Source organism: Halomonas eurihalina, assembly GCF_008274785.1.
GTDB classification, from domain to species: Bacteria; Pseudomonadota; Gammaproteobacteria; order Pseudomonadales; family Halomonadaceae; genus Halomonas; species Halomonas eurihalina.
Window position 1 is genome coordinate 1 of record NZ_VTPU01000021.1, and the last position, 21,387, is coordinate 21,387.

A 21,387-nucleotide genomic window follows, 5' to 3' on the forward strand; every position below is an offset into this window, starting at 1 on the left:
TAGACGCTGATCGCCATGGCGACGAACACCAGCCAGGCGGCAATACGACCGCAGGCCACCACGCCGCGGTCGAAGGCGTTGCGTACCGGGTCGGGGGGCGTCTCGTGGGTGGATGACATCTTGACTCCGTGCCGACGTCGTCGGGCGGTGTGGTGACAATGACAAGGGGCCGGCGAGGCCGGCCCGGAAGTGCGTGGGTTATACCGCGCGAGCCCTTAGAGCTGCCCGCGCGCTTCGAGGAAGCTGGTCGCGGCGTCGTAGACCTTCTGGGTCATCTCGTTGCGACCGGCCCATTCCTTCCATTCCTGTTCGGCGGCTTGTCGGAATTTCTTGCGCTCTTCCGCCGGCAGGTCGAAGGGATGCACATCGGGATTCTCGCGAAGCTTGGCGAGGGTCTCGATGTCCTGCTCCTTGAGGCGGGCGATCAGGTCATACGCCATGGCGTCGAAGGCTGTCTCGAGCGTGGTCTGCAATTCTTCGGGCAGGCCATCCCAGATGTCCTTGTTGATGGAGACGGCGATCATCGGCATGGAATGGAAGCCCGGGTAGAGCGGATAGGGCGCGAAGGCGTGCAGCCCCTGGGCATCGTTGTTGGAGAGTACCGTGGAATCGGCGGCGTCGATCACGCCCTTTTCCAGGCCGGTATAGACCTCGGAGCCGGGCAGGTTGACCGGCGTGGCGCCGATACGCTCGAAGATGTTGTAGACCATGCCCTGGGGCGCGCGGATTTTGAGGCCTTCGAAATCCTCGAGGCTCTCGATGGGCACCGTGGAGGGAACGGACTCGAGCGGAAAGGTGGCAGCACCGATCAAGTGGCTGCCATAGGGCTCGGAGAGCTCGTTGTAGAGTTCTTCGCCGCCGCCCTGTTTCATGAATTCCAGAAAGTCGTAGGGATCGTTCCAGGCGCCGACCAGGTTGCCCAGCATGCCGAAGGCGGGGTTTTGGCCGGAGAAGTAACTCGGATCGGTCATGTGGCCCTGCAGGATGCCGGAGCTGACGGCCTGCAGCGTTTCGGTGGGGCCGACCACGGCATTGATGGGCAGCAATTCGATCTGGACGCGGCCATCGGTCATGGTGCCGATGCGTTCGGCCCACTCCTGCTTGACCTTGAAACTCGGTTCGCCGGCGGTTTCCGAGGCCTGGAAGGTCCACTCGTACTCAGCGGCATGGGCGCAGGTGACGCTCAGCAGCAGGGCGGAGGCGCCCAGGAGCAGTTTAGGGGTCAGGTGTGGCATCGAATCTCTCCGTAAGGGAGTTTGTTGTTGACGAGGGAAATGTTGCTCATTGACTAGATATGTTCAACATATACTTTCGTATGTGTGTACTTTGGGCGCATCTCGTCGTAGTGTCCATGACACATCATCGGTGGGCCTTGCCCATCGCCCAGGAATGCCGCGAGGAGTCACCTCAATGTCGTCATCGAAGACTTCCAGCAAGCCGACGCTGCGCAGTGCCGAGTGGTTCGGTACCGCCGACAAGAATGGCTTCATGTATCGCAGTTGGATGAAGAACCAGGGCATCCCCGACCATGAGTTTCAGGGCAAGCCGATCATCGGCATCTGCAATACCTGGTCGGAGCTGACGCCCTGCAACGCTCACTTCCGCAAGATCGCCGATCACGTGAAGAAGGGGGTTCTCGAGGCGGGCGGTTATCCGGTCGAGTTTCCGGTGTTTTCCAATGGCGAATCCAATCTGCGCCCGACGGCGATGTTCACCCGCAACCTGGCGAGCATGGATGTCGAGGAGGCGATTCGCGGCAATCCGATCGACGCGGTGGTGCTGCTGGTCGGCTGCGACAAGACCACGCCGGCGCTGTTGATGGGCGCGGCGAGCTGTGACATCCCGACGATCGTGGTCACCGGTGGGCCGATGCTCAACGGCAAGCAGGAAGGGCGCGACATCGGCTCGGGCACGGTGGTCTGGCGCCTTTCCGAAGAGGTCAAGGCCGGCAAGATCTCGATGCACGACTTCATGGCCGCCGAGGCGGGCATGTCGCGTTCGGCAGGCACCTGCAACACCATGGGCACGGCTTCGACCATGGCCTGCATGGCCGAGTCGCTGGGCGTGTCGCTGCCGCACAACGCCGCCATTCCGGCGGTGGATTCGCGTCGTTATGTGCTGGCTCACCTGTCGGGCAATCGCATCGTCGAGATGGTCGACGAAGATTTGCGCCTCTCGAAGGTCCTGACGCGAGGAGCCTTCGAGAACGCCATTCGCACCAATGCGGCGATCGGCGGTTCCACCAACGCGGTGATCCACCTCAAGGCCATTGCCGGACGCATCGGCGTCGACCTGGCACTGGACGACTGGACGCGCATCGGTCGTGGCACGCCTACACTGGTGGACTTGCAGCCCTCCGGGCGTTTCCTGATGGAAGAGTTCTACTATGCTGGCGGACTGCCCGCCGTGCTGCGCCGCCTGGGCGAGGCCGATCGCCTGCCGAACAAGGATGCCCTGACCGTCAACGGCAAGACGCTGTGGGACAACGTCGTCGAAGCGCCGCAGTACAACGACGAGGTGATCCGGCCGCTGGACAACCCGCTGGTCGAGGATGGCGGCATGTGCGTGCTGCACGGCAACCTGGCGCCCAAGGGCGCGGTGCTCAAGCCGTCGGCGGCGACCCCCGAGCTGATGACGCACCGTGGGCGTGCCGTGGTGTTCGAGGACTTCGATGACTACAAGGCGCGCATCAATGACCCCGACCTGGACGTGGACGCCGACAGCGTACTGGTGATGAAGCATTGCGGGCCACGTGGTTATCACGGCATGGCCGAAGTGGGCAACATGGGCCTGCCGGCCAAGCTGCTCGAACAGGGCGTCACCGACATGGTGCGGATATCGGACGCGCGAATGAGCGGCACCGCCTACGGCACCGTGGTGCTCCATGTGGCGCCCGAGGCGGCGGCCGGAGGGCCGTTGGCGGCGGTGCGCAACGGCGACTGGATCGAGCTGGATGCCTACGCCGGCAAGCTGCACCTGGACATCGGCGACGAGGAACTCCAGGCGCGCCTGGCCGAGCACGATCCCACCCAGGCCTCGCGACAGATCGCCAGCAGTGGGGGATATCGTCAGCTCTACATCGAGCACGTGCTGCAGGCCGATGAAGGCTGCGATTTCGACTTCCTGGTGGGCTGCCGGGGTGCCGACGTACCGCGCCATTCTCACTGAACACTGGAGATGCCATGACGACCCAGCGACCCCGCATGACGTCCGACCGGCTGCGTTCGCGCGACTGGTTCGACAATCCCGAACATCCGGGCACCACGGCGCTGTGCATCGAGCGCTACATGAACTACGGCATGACGCTGGAGGAATTGACCTCTGGACGGCCGATCATCGGGATCGCCCAGTCGGGCTCCGACCTGACGCCCTGCAATCGCCATCACGTCGAGCTGGTCAAGCGCGTCAAGGACGGGATTCGTGCCGCCGGCGGGGTGCCGTTCGAGTTCCCGTTGCATCCTATCCATGAGAATGTGCGTCGGCCCACGGCCGCGCTGGATCGCAACCTGGCCTATCTCGGGCTGGTCGAGGTGCTGCACGGCTACCCGCTGGACGGCGTGGTGCTGACCACCGGCTGCGACAAGACCACTCCGGCTTGTCTGATGGCGGCGGCCACGGTGAATATCCCGGCCATCGTGCTTTCCGGCGGGCCGATGCTCAATGGCTGGCACGGCGCGGAGCGGGTGGGCTCCGGTACCATTGTCTGGGAGATGCGCAAGCGCCTGGCTGCCGGCGACATCGATTACCCCGAGTTTCTGTCGAGGATTGCCGACTCCGCACCTTCCGTGGGGCACTGCAACACCATGGGCACGGCCTCGACCATGAACTCCATGGCCGAGGCGCTGGGCATGAGTCTGCCCGGTTCGGCGATGATTCCCGGCCCCTACAAGGAACGGGCCATGGTCGCCTATCAGACCGGCGAGCGCGTCGTCGACATGGTCTGGGAGGATCTGCGACCGAGCGACATCCTGACCCGGGAAGCCTTCGAGAACGCCATCGTGACCTGTTCGGCGCTGGGCGGCTCCTCCAATGCGCCCGTGCATGTCAACGCCATCGCACGTCATGCCGGCGTCGCGCTCGACAACGACGACTGGCAACGTCTCGGGCATGCGGTCCCGCTGCTGGCCAACGTGATGCCGGCGGGTGCCTATCTCGGCGAGGAATTCCATCGTGCCGGGGGCGTACCGGCAGTGATCGCCGAACTGCTGGCCAATGGCTTGATTCACGGCCACGCCTTGACCGCCAACGGCCGGTGTCTGGCCGACAACGTGGCGGGACGCGAGACTCAGGATGCCGAGGTCATTCGGCGTTTTGACAATCCGCTGGTAAAGAAGGCGGGCTTTTTGAACCTCAAGGGCAACCTGTTCGACTCGGCGCTGATGAAGACTAGTGTGATTTCCGCCGATTTCCGCCAGCGCTTCCTCGAGGACCCTGACGATCCCGAGGCCTTCGAGGGCAAGGTGGTGGTATTCGACGGTTCGGAGGACTATCACGCACGCATCGACGACCCGGCGCTCGGCATCGACGAGCGCACCATCCTGGTGATGCGCGGGGCCGGGCCGGTGGGCCATCCCGGCGGTGCTGAAGTGGTCAACATGCAGCCGCCGGCGGCCTTGATTCGCCAGGGCATCGAGTCGCTGCCGTGCCTCGGTGACGGTCGTCAGTCGGGCACGTCGGGATCGCCCTCGATCCTCAATGCCTCGCCGGAGGCTGCCACCGGCGGCCCCTTGGCATTGCTCGAGACCGGCGATCGGCTGCGCGTCGACCTGGGGCGCTGCGAAGTGACTCTGCAGATGGACGAGAACGAGCTGGCGAAGCGTCGCGAGCGTCTCGAGGCCGCCGGTGGCTATGACTTCCCGGCGCATCAGACGCCCTGGCAGGAAATCCAGCGCACGCTGGTGGAGCCGCTGGCAGATGGCATGACGCTGCGCGGTGCGCCCGGCTATCGGGATGTGGCGCGGCTCAGCCCGCCCCGCGACAACCACTAGGTCTTTACGAAACTAGGTCTGTACGAAAAGCGACGGCGCCCGGTGATTACGGCGTTAAGCCTCAACTCACAATGCCCATTTACCTCTTGTAAACTGCGCTTCTTCTTCACTGATGTTTGCCCGGTCTGAGCGTCGCTCGTCGACGTTCAGGCCGCATTTGGCAAACCCTACTCCATTCGTCGGTCAGGAGGTTTCATGTCTTCATTTCGCCTGGGGCTGGTCGGTGCCGGCAAGATCGTTCGCGACCAGCACCTCGCCGCCATTCAGGCCACGCCGGGTCTCGAGCTCGTCGCCGCGGCCGATCCACATACGTCGCTCGAGGGTGTGCCCGGTTATGCGTCGCTGGAGGCGATGCTGTTCGGGGAGCCGTCGCTGGATGCCGTGGCGATCTGCACGCCAACCCATCTGCGCCATGGCCTGGCCCGCCAGGCGCTGGAACATGGCAAGGCCGTCTTGCTCGAGAAGCCGCCCGGGGCGACCCTCGCCGAGGTCGAGGACCTGAAGGCCCTGGCCGAAGCGCGTGACAGCGTGCTCTTTGCCGCCTGGCATTCGCGCTTTGCTCCCGCCGTGCCGCTGGCCCGGCAGTGGCTGAGCGAGCGTCGGGTCACGGGTATCGAGATCGTCTGGCACGAGGACGTCAGGGTCTGGCATCCCGGTCAGACCTGGCTCTGGGAAGCCGGCGGCATGGGCGTGTTCGATCCCGGTATCAATGCCTTGTCGATCGTCACCCGGCTGTTCGACACCGCTTTCTTCCTGAAGCATGCCAGACTCGAAGTGCCCGACAACTGCCAGACGCCGATTGCCGCCAGGTTGCATCTGCGCGATGGCACGGGGGTGCCTCTCGACGCGGATTTCGACTTCCGCCACGAGGATCCGCCTCGCTGGGAGATGGCCATTACCACCGAAGAAGGGCGGCTCGAACTGTCGGGTGGCGGATGTCGCCTGGTGCTCGATGGCGAGGTGGCGGTCGACGAGCCGGAGCGCGAATATCCGGAGCTTTATGCCCATTTTCACGAACTGCTGACCACGGGGCGCAGCGATGTGGATATCACGCCGCTACGGCATGTGGCGGATGCCATGATGCTGGGGCATCGGGAGTCGGTGGCACCGTTCTCTTGAGAGCCCCTGTACTTTCGTTCGCCGGCCTTCCGTGCAAAGCCTAGGCACTGTCCGAAAAGTGCCTACGCTCGGTTATACGACGTTGAAAATCCGCTCAAATGCTCATTTACTCCTTGTAAACTCCGCATTTTCGCAAATTTTCGCCTTGTCTAACCTTCGCTCGTCGACTTTTCAGACAAGGCCTAGCCAGGCGCTCCGGCCTACCCCTCGGCGATCACCTCGCGCAGCAGGGTGGTCAAGGCGGCGGCACCGGGAGAGAGCCGCTTCTGGCGGAGGGTGATGAGGCCATAGGGCTGGACGCTCAAGGCCTCCTCGGTGGGCAACACTCGAAAACGCTGTGGGTCGCAGAGCAGCTCGGCGACTTCCCGACTGGTGACGGTCAGGGTGTCGGAGTTGGCCACCAGGGCCAGCGATACCAGAACGTCGGAGGTGTTGATGATGCGCGTCGGTGGCGACAGGTCCTGATACATCAGGAGATGGTCGACACGCTGCCGCATCAGGGCCCCCGGTGGCTGGAGCGACCAGGGGTAGGCCGTCATCTCGGCGAGCGTCGGCGAGGCGACATCCGCCAGGGGATGTTCGCGGCGGCACACCACGCTGATGGCTTCCTCGCCGATCTCCTCGAAGACGAAGTGACCGGGGTCGAAGCCCGCGGGAATGCGCGAGATGACCATGTCGAGCTCGCCTTCCAGCAGCCTGGGCACCAGGGCCGGACTGACATCCACATCGACGTTGACCTTGAGCCCCGGCAACTGGCGATGGACGCGCTCCAGGGCCCGGGAGAGCAGTGTCACCGCCGGTGCCATCACGGTGCCCACGGAGACTGCACCGGCATTGCCGGCATTCAGGGCATTGAGTTCATCGCCGGTCTGTTGCAGCGAGGAGAGGATGTTGCGGGCGTGACGCACCGCCACCTCGCCATACCAGTTGGGCTCGACGCCTCGCGAGTGGCGCTCGAACAGGCGCACGCCCAGGCGTTCTTCCAGCTCGCCGAGCAGCTTCGAGGCGGCGGGCTGACTCATGGAGAGGCTGGCGGCCGCGCGGTGCAGGTTGCGGTGATCGTCCAGGGCCAGGAACAACTGCAGGTGGCGTAACTTTAGTCTTACCTTGAGAAACCAGTCGGGTGGTAACTCACCCATGGCGGAGCGACGTGTCATATTGTGATAACCAAATGGGTATGGATAGCTCGATAAGTCATTATTAGCGGTTAATGTCTCGTCTGTCTAATGTGGTCGACATTCAGTGGGATGTTACAGCAAGGAGACAACAACAAATGACGGCATTCGACCTCTTCTCAGGTACCTCGACAGCACGTGGCTCAGGGGCTGAAATTCGAAACAGAGCATGGGCCTTGTTGGCAGCCTTGCCGCTGGTGGCCGGTATCGCTTTCGCTCAGGAGACAAACCAGGACGGAGTGGGAATGGAGCAACAGCGAAGTATCGAGCAAGGTGTTTTCGGCACCCTGCCGGATGGTAGCGAGGTGGCGCTGTACACCTTGACAAATGCTCAGGGAGCGCGTCTATCGGTGACGCCTTACGGAGGGATCATCGTCGCCCTCGAGGTACCGGATGCCGAGGGGGAATTCGAGGATGTCGTGTTGGGATTCGACCGATTGGAGGACTATCTGTCACCGGCCTATCGTCAGGTCAATCCTTATTTCGGGGCTCTGATCGGACGCTATGGGAACCGTATCGCCGGTGGTGAGTTCACCCTCGACGGCAAGGTGCATGCCTTGCCCACCAATGACGGCGACAACCACCTGCATGGTGGAGATCAAGGCTTCGATCGACGCCTCTGGAAGGCCGAAACCGTCGAGGATGAGCGTGGCGTTGGATTGATCCTGACACTGACCAGCCCCGATGGGGACCAGGGCTATCCGGGCGAACTGCAGGCCCGGGTTCGCTATACGCTGAGCGATGACAATGCCGTGATCGTCGATTATCAGGCGACCTCCGACGCCACCACGCCCGTCAATCTCACCCAGCACAGTTACTTCAATCTCGATGGCGTGTCCGGTGGACGGGCCGACGGCGCTGATATTCTCGATCACCGGCTGATGATCAATGCTGATGCCTTCACGCCGGTGGATGAGGGGCTGATCCCGACCGGTGAGCTGCGTTCCGTGGCGCAGACCCCCTTCGATTTCCGGGAGTCCATGGCCATCGGTAAGCGTATCGAGGCCGACAATACCCAACTGGCCAGAGGGCAGGGTTATGATCACAACTTCGTGCTCGACCGGGACGGTCTGGACGAGAACGAACTGGTGACGGCAGCTCGCCTGGAGGCTGGGCATAGTGGCAGAGTAATGGAGGTACTCACCACCGAGCCGGGGCTCCAGTTCTACTCGGGCAATTTCCTCGATGGCTCCTTGACCGGCAAGGGAGGGACGACCTACGGCCATCGCTTTGGCCTGGCCCTGGAAACCCAACATTTCCCGGACTCTCCTAACCAGCCTGATTTCCCTTCGACACTACTGCAGTCAGGGGAAACCTACCAAAGTCAGACCCGGTACGTTTTTTCTACCAACTCGACGACTGATAGTTCAGAGACGACTTTAAACTAACTTTTTAGCTCTGTACTACCCACGAACCAGTACGGTGATGGCGCCTTGAATCGAGAGGTTCAGGGCTAGCCAGCACAGCTGGATAGACTCTCGAGTGTGGTAAGTGCTGATAAAAATAATGTTCTCTTTTTTGAGGGCTTGACTGCCCCTCATGGGGAAGTTGTGTCGTTAATAAGCGTAAGGAGGTATTTGGGACAAATTGGCTGGAATGGATGCGATGCAGATGATCATCCAGGGAATGTAATAAATCCAAACGATGAAAGAGGTATCTAGTGCAAGTACAATTAAAACCATGTGTTGGAGTTCTGGCCGCTCTTTTGGCAAATTCAGCATTTGCTGATGTGGTCCATGAGTATGAGTCGGGAAAATTAACCTTTGGCGGCGATGTTGAGCTTGATGTCAATGCTCAGAACTCCCAGGAGGGGCCGATCTTCCTGGAGGGGGAGTTCGATAGCAACGACGAATACAACCAGACCGGACGTATCCTGCTCGAGGCCGCCGGCGAGCACACCAGCGGCCAGAACTATGCTGGATTCAAGGTACAGCCTCTGGTCGGCACCGACGGCGGGATGGGAGTCGATGATGCCTGGTTGGCCCTTGGTAATCGTGATAATGGCCTCGAGCTCAAAGTGGGGCGCTTCGAAGCCTTCGATCTCTTCCCGCTAGGCCAGGATGTATTCGTCGAATACAGCGGTGATACTGCCAATGACCTCTACTCCGATGGCCACGGTTACATCTATCAGGCCAAGGAAGGGCGGGGCCGTGGCGGAGACTCCGGCCAGGTACTGCTCAGCCAGACGCGCGGAGACTTCTATGCTGAAGTCTCGACTCTGTTTGGTGATCGCACCAACCTTTTTGCAAGCGATACGTATCATGGCTATGCCATCGATCCCGAGAACGAGGCCAAGAACTCCTTCATTGTACGACCGGTAATGGCCTGGACGCCGGGGCCCTGGACATTGGCAGCGGGGGTGGAAACTAACGTTGTCGATGATGCCATCGTCGATGAGCGCGGCGAGGATATTAGTGACCGTACTGGCTACGGCACGCGGCTCTCCTACTCCCTGAATGATTTCAGCGTCAACGCTAATCTGGCTTACCTGGACGCCCACGAGGAGGAGAACCTGACACTGGGGCTCAATACCCTGTGGCATGGCTTCGGTCTGGGGTATATCCATGCTCGCAACGAGATCGACAGTGTCAAGGAAAGCGCTGTAGCAGACGATGTTGTCAGTGTGCCCGGGACCTATACCTCCGACACACTGTACGCTTCTTATCGATTTGCCCAGGTAATGGGTATCGATAACTTTGATATCTACCTTGGAACTTATTATAGCAAAATCGATCAGGAAGATGGCGACAGTGGAGACGCCGATCGCTATGGTGGACGGCTGCGTTTCAAATATTATCTATAACCCTTTGTTGTCAATAAAACACCATGTTGGTCTATAGTATTGACCTGCCAGTAAACGTTAAGTGGTGAGTTAATGCTAACATGATGATTATGGCCCGGTCTCTGTGGTTCACAGGGATCGGGTCTTTTTGTTTTCTGTTCGACAGGCCTCTTAAGTGAGAGTTTTGTAGTCATGGTGGATGATAACAATATGTCGATAAACTTTAGTCGCAGTGTAGCTATTTACATGCTGATGAGGGTCTCATTGATTCGGTGATTTTTGTGCATTTGATATGTGTAAGTATATCGATCACTGACGATAATGGTATTGGATGGTTATGTCGTGGAACTGTAGTAATAGGGGGAGAGGCTAAAAAAGTGCGTAGGTCCGACGGTTTTAATGGGCCACGTGAGACCTGAATTGAATGTTGCCACTGGAGGAGCTTTTATGCTCGTTCGTGCGTCGCTGCACCGGGATTTTAAGATAAGTACTATCGATGATCGGCTTTATTCAGCGTTCATCGAACACATGGGCCGTGCAATCTATTCGGGAATCTATGAGCCCGGACACCCTGAGGCCGATTCGAACGGCTTTCGCCTGGATGTTCTTGATCTCGTGCGCGCTCTCAAGATTCCGGCGATTCGCTACCCGGGGGGGAACTTCGTGTCGGCGTATCGGTGGGAAGACGGTGTGGGCCCCAAGGAGCAGCGCCCCGTCCGTCTCGATCTTGCCTGGCGGTCCAAGGAGACCAACCAGGTTGGTATCAATGAATTTGCGCAATGGGCCGAGATGGCAGATATCGATATGATGCTTGCCGTCAACCTTGGCTCGAGAGGATTGGAAGATGCACGAAATTTTGCCGAATATGTACTCCATCCTTCCGGAACTTACTGGTCAGAACTTCGCCGAAGTCATGACGTAAATAAACCATATGATGTCAAGATGTGGTGCCTGGGTAATGAAATGGATGGCCCCTGGCAGGTCGGTCAAAAGAATGCCAGAGAATACGGCCATCTTGCCAATGAGACGTCCAAGGCGCTCAAGGCAATCAACGGGAACATCGAAGCAATCGTATGTGGCTCATCCAATGATGAGATGCCGACCTATCCCGATTGGGAGCGTGAGGTGCTCGAAGAGTGCTACGAAAATGTGGATTACATATCTCTGCATAAGTACTTCGGTAACTCGAGCAACGATACCCTTAACTACTTCGGGAAGATCGAGGAAACAGGGCGCTATATACAGGCTATCGGTGGCGTCATAGATTTCGTTAAGGCCAAGAAGCGTGCCAAGAACGATATCTATATTTGCTTCGACGAGTGGAATGTCTGGTATCACCAGCGTGAAGAGGATTCAAGACGCTGGAAAACATGGGATTGGCCAGAAGCGCCGGATCTTCTTGAAGAGGACTACAATTTCGAGGACGCATTATTCGTCGCCGGCCTGTTGAATGAATTTATTCGACGCAGTGACCGGGTTCGCATCGCCTGTATCGCCCAGCTCGTCAACGTCATTGCCCCGATTCGAGCTGAAAAGGGTGGGGTGGCCTGGTGTCAGACAATTTATTATCCCTATCAATTTGCATCTCTGTATGGGCGAGGAGTAGCGCTAAACGTCTCCGTCGATGGGCCTACCTATGATTGCAGTGTGGCTGATGATGTGAACTATCTCGATGTTGCCGCAGTGCATGATGAAAAGAATGAGAAGGTTACATTGTTCCTGGTAAATCGCCACCTGGAAGAAACTGCCGAACTCGATTTATCACTCCACGGATTCGATACGGCACAGGTGGTCGAACACAAGGTGATGGAGGGCTTCGGCTTGCGTGATACGAATGGGCCAGACAAGCCGTCTGCCGTTGCGCCCTTTGATGGCGTGGGGGTTGGTGTCGAGGGTTGTCAGGTCAAGGGCAAGCTTTCGCCATTGTCTTATCACGTTGTACGACTCGACGTGGGACGAGGAGTAATATCATGACCGGAGTTCGTCTTCATTCCGTTGATAAGTCATTTGGTGGTGATCAGATTATCGATGATGTGTCGATGAATATCTCCAAGGGGGAGTTTGCCGTCTTTGTCGGACCTTCCGGGTGTGGAAAGTCGACGTTGCTGCGCATGATTGCGGGACTCGAAGAGACAAGTGGAGGTGCCATCGACATAGAAGGGCGGGATATTACTCAGGTTGAACCTGCCAAGCGTGAAGTCTCAATGGTGTTCCAGTCCTATGCGCTATATCCGCACTTGAGCGTCTTTGAGAACATGGCGTTTAGTTTGCGCCTGGCGCGTACTCCCAAACAGAGGGTGGTTGAACAGGTTCGGGCGGCCGCCGATATTCTCAAGCTCGAAGGGCATCTGGACAAGAAACCATCCGCGCTTTCGGGCGGGCAGCGTCAGCGTGTAGCCATTGGACGGGCCATCGTTCGCCAGCCGAAAGTGTTCCTGTTTGATGAGCCACTGTCCAACCTCGATGCTGAGTTGCGAGTCCAGATGCGGCTCGAGCTATCACGACTCCACCAGAAAATCGGGGCGACCATGATCTACGTCACGCATGATCAGGTCGAGGCGATGACATTGGCCGACAAGATTTTCGTTCTGAACGAAGGAGTTGTTCAGCAGGCTGGGCCACCCCTCGAGTTATATGATGATCCTGACAACCAGTTCGTTGCCGGGTTCATCGGCTCTCCCGCCATGAATTTTCTTTCCGCCGTTGTCACCAGAAATACTGTGAAGGGCATCGTGGCCGAAATCGAGGGAACGAACGGTCAGTCGCTCGAAGCAGATATCACGCATAGTGTCATCGAAGAAGGACAGTCGGTGACGTTGGGAATCAGACCCGAGCATTTGTATATGCGTGATGGAGGTTTTACCTCCACTGTCGAGTTGACCGAGAACCTTGGTGGTGTCGCCTACTTGTATACACGACTGGCTGGTGGTCAGGAGGTCGTTATCGAGCGTCGTGGCGAGAGAGTTTTGCATGCCCGAGAGTCCGTTCAGGTCTGGGCTGATTCCAAGGATGTTTTGGTGTTTTCCGAGCGAGGAGAGCGCTTGCGGTAAAAGGCAGCCATATACGCAATATGCATGCCTGGGCTGACCAGGTAGTACGGAACTATTACAACGGAGGACGTATGAAAGCATTTAAATCCATGTTGATTGCCGCGATGGCATCTTCCATTGCCTCTCCAGCGTTTGCGGAAACCGAAGTCGTTTGGTGGGATTTTTTTGCTGGTGGAGATGGTGTGAGGATGAAGGCATTGATCGACCAGTTCAACGACGAGCATCCCGATATCACCATTGACGGTACGACATCTGAATGGGGGGTGCCGTTTTATACCAAGGTGCGTACGGCCGCTGCAGTTGGCCAGGGGCCGGATGTGGTGACCTATCACCTCTCTCGTCTTCCTCGTGCTCTTTCCGAAGGCGTTCTGACGCCGATTACCGATTCCGACCTCGAAGCCGTTGGCCTGTCACGCGGTGATTTCTTCGAGCGGGCGTCAAAGGCAGCATCTGACGAGGAAGGTACCCTTTATGCCGTACCCTTCGATATTCACTCGGTCGTTCTTTACTACAACAAGCGCTATCTCGAGGGCACCAAATATCTCGATGACAATGGAGAACTGACAGGCATCGAGAGTCTCGACGACTTCAATGCCGCTTTGAAAATTGCTCAGGAAAATGGTGCACAGCCTCCACTCTCTTACCAGACCGGGGGGCCTGGTGGTGTCTGGCGTATGTTCTATACGCTTCTCAGCCAGCAAGGAGGCACATTCATCGAGAACGGCGAGGTGTTGCCCGGCGACAACTTCGACAAGGCTGTGCAGGCAATCGAGATCATGCAGGACTGGGGAGATAAAGATTACCAGCCCGAGAATGCCGAGTATGAAGCTTCCGTAGCCCTATTTACATCGGGTAAATCGGCTTTCCAGTTCAATGGCGTGTGGGAGGTACCCACAATGGCCGATATGGAGAAGGCCGGAACACTCGGGTTCGAATGGGGGGCTGTACAGATACCGACCCTGTTGGATGAAGAGTCCGTATGGGCCGATAGCCATGCCTTCGCCATTCCTGTCCAGGGCGATGAAGAGATGTCGGAAGAAAAACGTGAAGCTGTGATGACGGTTATCGCCTGGATGGAAAAGCATGCCATTAGCTGGGCACGTGCCGGTCATATCCCGGCCTACACTCCCGTTGCTGAAAGCGATGAGTTCCGGCAGATGGAGCCCAATGCCACTTATTCCTCGCTCGTGGATATTGCCGCTTATGACCCCCGTTCCACTATCGCGGGTGTTGCTTCGCCGGTCTACGATGCGGCGCTCAACAACATAGCACCGGCGATTCATGGATTTCTCTCGCCTGAACAGGCTGCCGAGCAAATGAAGAGCGAGCTTCAATCATTGCGCGACTGATGAGTGTGGTACGTGTTCCGCGCCGACGTGAATGGCGCGGAACGGATGCTCAAGGGGAGTATTGACATTGGCTATGATAACAAATAGGCGCAGGCACATTGTGGTGGCGATGACACTCATTGCGCCCTTTGTCCTGATCTTTGGTCTTGTGTTTCTCTATCCCATGATCCGTGTGGTGGAGCTTAGCTTCACCAATGCGCCGCTGATCGGCTCTGGCGAGTGGGTAGGGCTGGAAAATTACAGACAACTGCTGACGGACAACCTTTTCTATACGTCACTCAAGAATAATGGCTATTTCGTTCTTCTGACGGTCATTCCCACGACGGTGATCGCACTGGCTATCGCGATAGCTGTTAACCGGCTGTCGGGAAGGATGCAGGCACTCGTCCTAGCGACCTTCTTTCTTCCTTACATTCTCCCAGTCTCGGTGGTAACCCAGATATGGGCATGGATGCTTGATTTTCAGTTCGGTATTTTCCAGCCGGTCATCGAGTATTTTGTCGGCGAACCGGTGGCTGTCTTTAAACAGCCTGCATGGGTGATGCCTACAATTGCAGTCGTCACTATCTGGTGGACCAACGGTTTCAATGTGCTGCTGTTTATCGCGGGACTACGCAACATTCCCAAGGAACTCTATGAAGCTGCGTCGCTTGATGGGGCCTCGCGACGTCAGTTGTTCATGAAAGTTACCTGGCCATTGTTATGGCCGGTTACTGCATTGGTCATGACCCTTCAGCTGATTCTGCAGCTGAAATTATTCGACCAGGTATATCTCCTCAGCGGTGGTGGCCCATTCAATTCATCGTATGTTCTATTGATGATGGTCTATCGCGAGGCCTTTCAGCTCAATAACGGCGGTTATGCTTCAGCAGTGGCGCTAGTGCTGTTCGTCATCATCATGGTTGTGTCGGTTCTACAGTTTCAACTCCTGAGAATGGGAGGGCGTAAATGAATGTCCGAAGGATGCAAGGCAGTGAACGGGCCGGTACGGCGCTGGCAGCTTCCAGAGGATGGAGGGTTAACCTCAATACGCGACGGATAGAGAACAAGATCCTGCTCGCTATTACGCTGATTGGTGCTGCGATCTGGATTTTTCCCCTTTATTGGGCCTTTGTCACATCGATTCGCGATGAAGACCATGTGGTAAGTGAGAACGCCGGCATTCTGCCTGATATGTTCAATCTGACGGCTTATGTCGAGTCGATTTTTAATACCAGTATTCTGAAATGGTACGTCAACTCGATCGGAACCTCGCTTATCATCACTATACTGGTGCTAATTTCGGGGATGATGTGTGCTTATGCGCTTTCACAGATGCGCTTCCCCGGTCGTCGGATACTCTATGCGGTAGTGATGGCCAGCTTCATGATCCCCACCCAGGCACTCGTTGTCACTCAGTTCGTGCTGATGAACGATATGGGGCTTGTCAATACCTGGGCGGGCATCATACTGCCGCAGCTCATCGTTCCGGTCGTTATCATCGTCTACAAGCAGTTCTTCGATGCGGTGCCCAAGGAGATGCGTGAAGCAGTATTACTTGATGGAGGGGGAGAATACACGCTTTTGTTCAAGGTCTATCTGCCACTCAATTGGGGGATCACCACTGCACTGGCAATCATCACCTTCATCATGGCGTGGAACCAGTTCTTCTGGCCTTTTCTTGTCATCACCTCGGAAGACATGATGACGATTCCGGTAGGTATCACCCAGGTCAGGGATACTTTTGGGGTCAGTTACGCGAGGGTCATGGCAGTGGCACTTCTTGGTGCGGCACCTGTCGCGATCGCCTACCTGATCTTTCAGAAGAAGGTGACGGAGGCGGTGATGATCTCCTCGGGGGTCAAGGGGTAGGCGCTGTCTAGCAAACGCTGGACGAAAATCTTCACTCCCTCGATCGTCGACGCCTCGGTAGATCCTTCTACCGGGGCGTCGTCGTATTCGTCATCGGCATATGGCGACACACTTTAGTCGCAGCGTGGTCGGCACCGTGGCGATGACGGCCTTGGTAGTCAGGTCCTTGCCGTGAAAGTGATATATAAATTTATATCGATTTACAACCATAAGCGCATTTGATGGTTATGTTGCAACGACATAGGGTAGTGGACGCACCCGGCACGAGGTAGACACGGCCGGAGACATCTTCCACAGCGCGCCACAACAACATGTCACAACGGCGCGTCACAACAACAAGTGCCCTCCCAGGGCGAAGGAGAGACGTCCATGTCCCGTTTTCCCGTCCTTGCTCCCCTCACGTTCGGTGTCTGCCTGGCACTGTCGCCACTGACGCAGGCTCAGGACGACGTCAAGCTGGGCTTCATCGTCAAGAAGCCCGAACAGGCCTGGTTCATCAACGAACAAGATGCCGCCACCCGGTTGGGTGAAGAGAAGGGCTTCGAGGTGGTCAGGCTGGCCGGTGAGGATGGCCAGGAGGTGCTCAGCGCCATCGACAACCTTAATTCCCAGGGCGCACAGGGGTTCGTCATTTGCCCACCTGATGTGCGTCTGGGGCCAACCATCATGCGTCGCGCCGAGCAATACGGCATGAAGGTGGTGACCGTGGACGATCGCTTCGTCAATGCCGAAGGTGAGCCCATGGAGTCGGTGCCGCATCTTGGCATGTCGGGCTATAAGATCGGTGAGCAGGTCGGTAATGCCATCGCCGACGAGATGGAAGCCCGCGGCTGGGATCCTGAAGAAGTCGCGGCATTGCGCATCACCAACTATGAACTGCCCACGGCCAAGAAACGCACCGACGGTGCCACCGAGGCCCTGCTCGAGCGCGGGTTCCAGGAAGACAACATCCTGGATGCTCCCCAGCAGAACACCGACACTTCCAGTGCCTTCTCGGCGGCCTCGCCAGTCTTCTCCAAGAATGGCGATTACGAGCATTGGGTGATCTATGCCCTCAATGAGGAGAGCGTGCTGGGTGGTGTGCGGGCTTCCGAACAGTATGGTTTGACCGCCGATGACGTGATCGGGGTTGGCATCAATGGTTCCGGCGCAGCCTTTGCTGAATTCTCCCGTGAGAAGCCGACCGGCTTCCATGGCACCGTGGCGGTCAGCTCCACCATGCATGGGCGTGAGACGGCGGAGAATCTCTACACCTGGGTCACCGAGGGTGAGAAGCCGAAGGCCAATACCGAAACCACCGGTACTCTGATGACCCGCGACAACTGGGAGGCGGTGCGCGATGAGCTCGGTCTCTGACAGTGCCGCGGCGGTCGTGCGGGAGGACGTCGGCGAAGCCGCCGACGCCTACCTGAGCGTGGAGAACGTGACGGTCGAGTTCCCCGGGGTCAAGGCGCTGGACGGTGTGAGCTTCTCTGCCCGGGCCGGCGAGGTGCACGCCTTGATGGGGGAGAACGGTGCCGGCAAGTCGACCCTGCTCAAGGTGCTGAGCGGCGTCAATCGGGTCAGCGAGGGTGCCCTATGGCTGGGGGGAGAGCGGCATGTCTTCGCCAATGCCCGCCAGGCACTGGCCGAGGGCATCGCCATCATCTACCAGGAGTTGACCCTGTCGCCCAACCTTTCAGTGGCGGAGAACTTGCTGCTCGGCCAGTTGCCGGAACGACGCGGCATGCTCGATCGTCGCCAACTCTACGCACGTGCCCGGGAGATTCTCGCCGAGCTGGGCGAGACCTCGGTGCATCCCGCTACCAAGGTTCGCGATCTTTCCATCGGCCAGCAGCAGATGATCGAGATCGGTCGGGCGCTGTTGCGCGACGCCCGGGTGATTGCCTTCGACGAGCCCACCAGCAGTCTCTCGGTGCAGGAGACCCGGCAGCTCAAGCGGATCGTCCAGCGGCTGCGTGACGAGGGGCGGGTTGTGCTCTATGTCACGCATCGCATGGAGGAGGTGTTCGAGATGTGCGATGCCGTGACGGTGTTCCGTGATGGCAAGCATATTCGCACCCACGAGAGCATGGCGAAGCTCGATCACGACGCCCTGGTCAGCGAGATGGTCGGCCGCGACATCGATGATGTCTATGGTTACCGGCCGCGAGCCACCGGCGATGTCTTGATGGAGGTCGACAGCCTGCGGGGCCGGGGTGTGAAGGCACCAATCAACTTCACGGTGCACCGTGGTGAGGTGTTCGGCCTGTTCGGGTTGGTCGGCGCCGGGCGCAGCGAGTTGATGCGGCTGGTGTGCGGCGTGGAATCGCCGGATGAGGGACAGGTGAGAATCGACGGCCAAGCGCGGCGTTTCGCGACGCCGGGCGAGGCGATCCGCGCCGGCATCGCCATGTGTCCCGAGGATCGCAAGTCCCAGGGGATCTTTCCCATCGCCAGCGTGACCGACAACCTCAACATCAGCTGTCGGCGTTTCTTCAAGCGGTTAGGTGGCTTTCGCAACCCCCGCCGCGAGTTGGCCAATACCGAGGATTACATCTCTCGGCTCAGCATCAAGACGCCGGGGCCGCGCACGCGCATCAGCAACCTGTCCGGCGGCAACCAGCAGAAGGTGATCCTGGGGCGCTGGCTGTCGGAACGCATCGAACTGTTCGTCATGGACGAGCCGACGCGCGGTATCGATGTCGGCGCCCGCCGCGACATCTACTCACTGCTATACGACCTGGCCGAGGACAACAAGGGCGTGGTGGTGATCTCCAGCGACCTGGCGGAGATCAGCGCCATCTGCGACCGCATCGGTGTGATGCGCGACGGTGAGCTGGTCGACATCGTGCCCCGTGACGAGGCCACGCCGGAACGCTTGCTGGGCCTGGCGCTGCCGGCCTGAGGGCCTTGACGAGAATAACGCTGGAGAGAGACTTCCATGACAACCCAAAAGACTGCCCAGGGCGATAGTGTCCAATCGCCCCTTCCCGAGGGACGCCAGGGGCTGGCCAAGCCATTGCGCACTCTGCTGGATACCTCGGGCCTGTTTGCCATCTTCGCGCTGCTGTTTATCGGTCTCGCGGTGATGATTCCCGACTTCCTGACCGGTCGCAACATGGTCGGGCTGCTGCTGTCGGTAACCCTGATCGGCACGATTTCCACCACCATGATGATGGTGCTGGCGCTCGGCGAGGTCGATCTATCGGTTGCCTCGATCGTGGCCTTTGCCGGGGTGGTGGCCGCCGTGGTCACCAGTGCCTCCGGTAGCGTGGTGATCGGCGTGCTGGGCGGCGTGGCCGCCGGCGGTGCGGTGGGTGCCTTCAACGGCTTCGTGGTGGCGCGTTTCGGCATCAATTCGTTGATCGCTACTCTGGCGGCCATGGAGTTCGTGCGCGGGCTGGCCTACATCACTTCGGGTGGCGACGCGGTAATGATCACCGTGCCGGCCTTCTTCGAGCTCGGCAGCGCCTCCTTCCTCGGCCTCACCCTGCCGGTGTGGACCATGATCGGCTGCTTCGTGGTCTTCGGCGTGCTGCTCAACATGACCTCCTTCGGGCGCAATGTGCTTGCTACCGGCGGCAATGCCGAAGCCGCGGCGCTGGCGGGGGTCAATGTGCGGCGTCTGAAGATCATAGTGTTCGGCCTTCAGGGCGTGGTTGCGGGTATCGCCGGCGTCTTGTTGACGTCGCGCATGGGCCTGGGTGATCCCAATACCTCGCTGGGCCTGGAGCTGGCCGTGATTTCGGCCTGTGTGCTCGGCGGCGTGGCGCTTTCCGGCGGGATCGCCTCGATCACCGGCGTGCTGGTTGGGGTGCTGATCATGGGCTGCGTGCAGAATGCCATGGGGCTGCTCAACGTGCCGACCTTCTATCAGTATCTGGTACGTGGCGCCATCCTGCTGCTGGCGGTGCTGTTTGATCGCTGGAAGCAGACGAGACGCAGCCGAGCTTAGTTTCGGACAGCGCCTGGTTTCTGGATCGAGGAGCCACCCCGGCGTTGATGATGCCGGGGTGGTTTTTTGTCGTCGGAGGCGGCCTGGATAGTGCGCTGTCGAGCAAGGATAATCGCCCCACTTTTGATGAGATGAATGGATGAAACGATGACAACGCCAGTGAACGTCGCCGTCGAGCTCGACATGAGCCTGGGCGAGAGCCCGGTCTGGTCCGCCGAGGACCACGTGTTGTACTGGGTCGATATCAATCACGGCCACGTCTATGCCTGGTCGCCGGATTCCCGGCAGGCGCCGCGGCGGCACGATTTCGAGCATACGATCGGTTGCGTGGCACTGACCGGAGAGGGGCTGCTGGTGGCCACCGCTCCCGGCTTGACGCACCTGGCACTGCCGTCCGGTGAGCGCCGGGAGCTGGGGACGCCCAACCCCGAATGGGGCAGCGACCAGGGCAACCGCTTCAACGATGGCCGCTGTGATCCGGCAGGGCGCTTCTGGGTCGGTACGCTGAATCCCGACGAGGGCGGCGCGTCCTTGTACCGTCTCGAAGACGGACGCCTGGTTGCCGCCAAGTGTGATCTGCACATTGCCAATGGTCTGGCCTTCAGCCCGGATGGTCGCTGGCTGTACCACACCGATTCACCGTCGCGCCAGGTAATGCGCCATGCCTTCGATGCCGCGACCGGCGAGATCGGCGTAGGCGAGATCTGGGTCGACCTGGAGGCTCACGACTTGCCCGGTGTGCCCGACGGCGCCGCAGTGGACCGCGACGGTCACTATTGGAGCGCGCTGTATGGAGGCGGCCGGGTGGCGCGTTTCGATCCCGAGGGACGCCTCGTGGCGCAATACCCCGTGCCGTGCCCGAACCCGACGATGGTGGCCTTCGGCGGTGCCGATCTGCAAACCCTCTATATCACCACCGCGACCCAGGACATGGACGAAGACGCGCGTCGCCGCCACCCGCTGGCGGGCAGCCTTCTGGCGCTCGAGGTGGCAACGCCGGGCCTGGCGGAGCCTTGCCTGACCCGGCGATGAGTGTCGTCAGGCAAGTACGCCTTCGAGCTGGAAGGTGCTGAAGCCCGGGGTGAACAGTGTGATGGTCATCATGTTCGCTCCTTGGGTCTTCGGCCCTTGCATGG

The 21,387-nt window shown here is 59.1% G+C and carries 16 protein-coding genes; 14 read left to right on the forward strand and 2 right to left on the reverse strand.

Annotated features, from left to right (window positions below):
- Nucleotides 1-215 precede the first annotated feature (215 nt).
- Nucleotides 216-1,235, reverse strand: coding sequence for a TRAP transporter substrate-binding protein (locus FZZ93_RS16265; RefSeq protein WP_149323351.1), 1,020 nt, complete (start codon nucleotides 1,233-1,235; stop codon nucleotides 216-218).
- 175 nt (nucleotides 1,236-1,410) lie between these two features.
- On the opposite strand from FZZ93_RS16265, the gene FZZ93_RS16270 reads away from it, so the two are divergent.
- The 3 genes from FZZ93_RS16270 to FZZ93_RS16280 all read left to right on the forward strand — a co-directional run bounded on the left by FZZ93_RS16270 (nucleotide 1,411) and on the right by FZZ93_RS16280 (nucleotide 6,107).
- Nucleotides 1,411-3,168: an IlvD/Edd family dehydratase gene (locus FZZ93_RS16270; RefSeq protein ID WP_149323352.1), complete on the forward strand. Its 1,758-nt coding sequence runs from the start codon at nucleotides 1,411-1,413 to the stop codon at nucleotides 3,166-3,168.
- 14 nt (nucleotides 3,169-3,182) lie between these two features.
- A complete protein-coding gene (locus FZZ93_RS16275; RefSeq protein WP_149323353.1) occupies nucleotides 3,183-4,988 on the forward strand; it encodes an IlvD/Edd family dehydratase in 1,806 nt (601 codons plus the stop codon).
- Between the two features lie 195 nt (nucleotides 4,989-5,183).
- A complete protein-coding gene (locus FZZ93_RS16280) occupies nucleotides 5,184-6,107 on the forward strand; it encodes a Gfo/Idh/MocA family protein (protein ID WP_149323354.1) in 924 nt (307 codons plus the stop codon).
- Between the two features lie 200 nt (nucleotides 6,108-6,307).
- Here FZZ93_RS16280 and FZZ93_RS16285 read toward each other — a convergent pair whose 3' ends face one another.
- Nucleotides 6,308-7,264 (reverse strand): LysR substrate-binding domain-containing protein, encoded by a 957-nt coding sequence (locus tag FZZ93_RS16285; protein WP_149323355.1) that lies wholly within the window; start codon nucleotides 7,262-7,264, stop codon nucleotides 6,308-6,310.
- A gap of 263 nt (nucleotides 7,265-7,527) precedes the next feature.
- On the opposite strand from FZZ93_RS16285, the gene FZZ93_RS16290 reads away from it, so the two are divergent.
- The 11 genes from FZZ93_RS16290 (at nucleotide 7,528) to FZZ93_RS16340 (ending at nucleotide 21,283) form a co-directional block, all read left to right on the forward strand.
- Entirely contained in the window at nucleotides 7,528-8,670 is a 1,143-nt protein-coding gene (locus FZZ93_RS16290; RefSeq protein WP_246146244.1) for an aldose epimerase family protein, read from the forward strand.
- A gap of 272 nt (nucleotides 8,671-8,942) precedes the next feature.
- Nucleotides 8,943-10,085, forward strand: coding sequence for a carbohydrate porin (locus tag FZZ93_RS16295; RefSeq protein ID WP_149323357.1), 1,143 nt, complete (start codon nucleotides 8,943-8,945; stop codon nucleotides 10,083-10,085).
- A gap of 426 nt (nucleotides 10,086-10,511) precedes the next feature.
- The gene (arfA, locus tag FZZ93_RS16300) at nucleotides 10,512-12,038 is read left to right on the forward strand and encodes an arabinosylfuranosidase ArfA (protein ID WP_149323358.1); all 1,527 of its coding nucleotides are present in this window, start codon (nucleotides 10,512-10,514) and stop codon (nucleotides 12,036-12,038) included.
- The gene (locus FZZ93_RS16305) at nucleotides 12,035-13,114 is read left to right on the forward strand and encodes an ABC transporter ATP-binding protein (RefSeq protein ID WP_149323359.1); all 1,080 of its coding nucleotides are present in this window, start codon (nucleotides 12,035-12,037) and stop codon (nucleotides 13,112-13,114) included. Before arfA ends, FZZ93_RS16305 begins: the two co-directional genes overlap by 4 nt.
- A gap of 71 nt (nucleotides 13,115-13,185) precedes the next feature.
- Nucleotides 13,186-14,463 (forward strand): extracellular solute-binding protein, encoded by a 1,278-nt coding sequence (locus tag FZZ93_RS16310; protein WP_149323360.1) that lies wholly within the window; start codon nucleotides 13,186-13,188, stop codon nucleotides 14,461-14,463.
- A 109-nt stretch (nucleotides 14,464-14,572) separates the two neighbouring features.
- On the forward strand, nucleotides 14,573-15,415 hold the full coding sequence (locus FZZ93_RS16315) for a carbohydrate ABC transporter permease (protein ID WP_246146245.1): 843 nt from the start codon (nucleotides 14,573-14,575) through the stop codon (nucleotides 15,413-15,415).
- A complete protein-coding gene (locus FZZ93_RS16320; protein ID WP_223111800.1) occupies nucleotides 15,412-16,314 on the forward strand; it encodes a carbohydrate ABC transporter permease in 903 nt (300 codons plus the stop codon). Before FZZ93_RS16315 ends, FZZ93_RS16320 begins: the two co-directional genes overlap by 4 nt.
- 369 nt (nucleotides 16,315-16,683) lie before the next feature.
- Nucleotides 16,684-17,670, forward strand: coding sequence for an arabinose ABC transporter substrate-binding protein (locus tag FZZ93_RS16325; protein ID WP_149323361.1), 987 nt, complete (start codon nucleotides 16,684-16,686; stop codon nucleotides 17,668-17,670).
- Nucleotides 17,654-19,201 carry an L-arabinose ABC transporter ATP-binding protein AraG gene (gene araG, locus FZZ93_RS16330; RefSeq protein WP_149323362.1) on the forward strand — a complete coding sequence of 516 codons (1,548 nt, stop codon included), beginning with the start codon at nucleotides 17,654-17,656 and terminating at the stop codon, nucleotides 19,199-19,201. The genes FZZ93_RS16325 and araG overlap by 17 nt, the downstream gene beginning before the upstream one ends.
- 36 nt (nucleotides 19,202-19,237) lie before the next feature.
- Entirely contained in the window at nucleotides 19,238-20,251 is a 1,014-nt protein-coding gene (araH, locus tag FZZ93_RS16335; protein WP_149323363.1) for an L-arabinose ABC transporter permease AraH, read from the forward strand.
- A 147-nt stretch (nucleotides 20,252-20,398) separates the two neighbouring features.
- Nucleotides 20,399-21,283 (forward strand): SMP-30/gluconolactonase/LRE family protein, encoded by an 885-nt coding sequence (locus FZZ93_RS16340; RefSeq protein WP_246146246.1) that lies wholly within the window; start codon nucleotides 20,399-20,401, stop codon nucleotides 21,281-21,283.
- Nucleotides 21,284-21,387 lie beyond the last annotated feature (104 nt).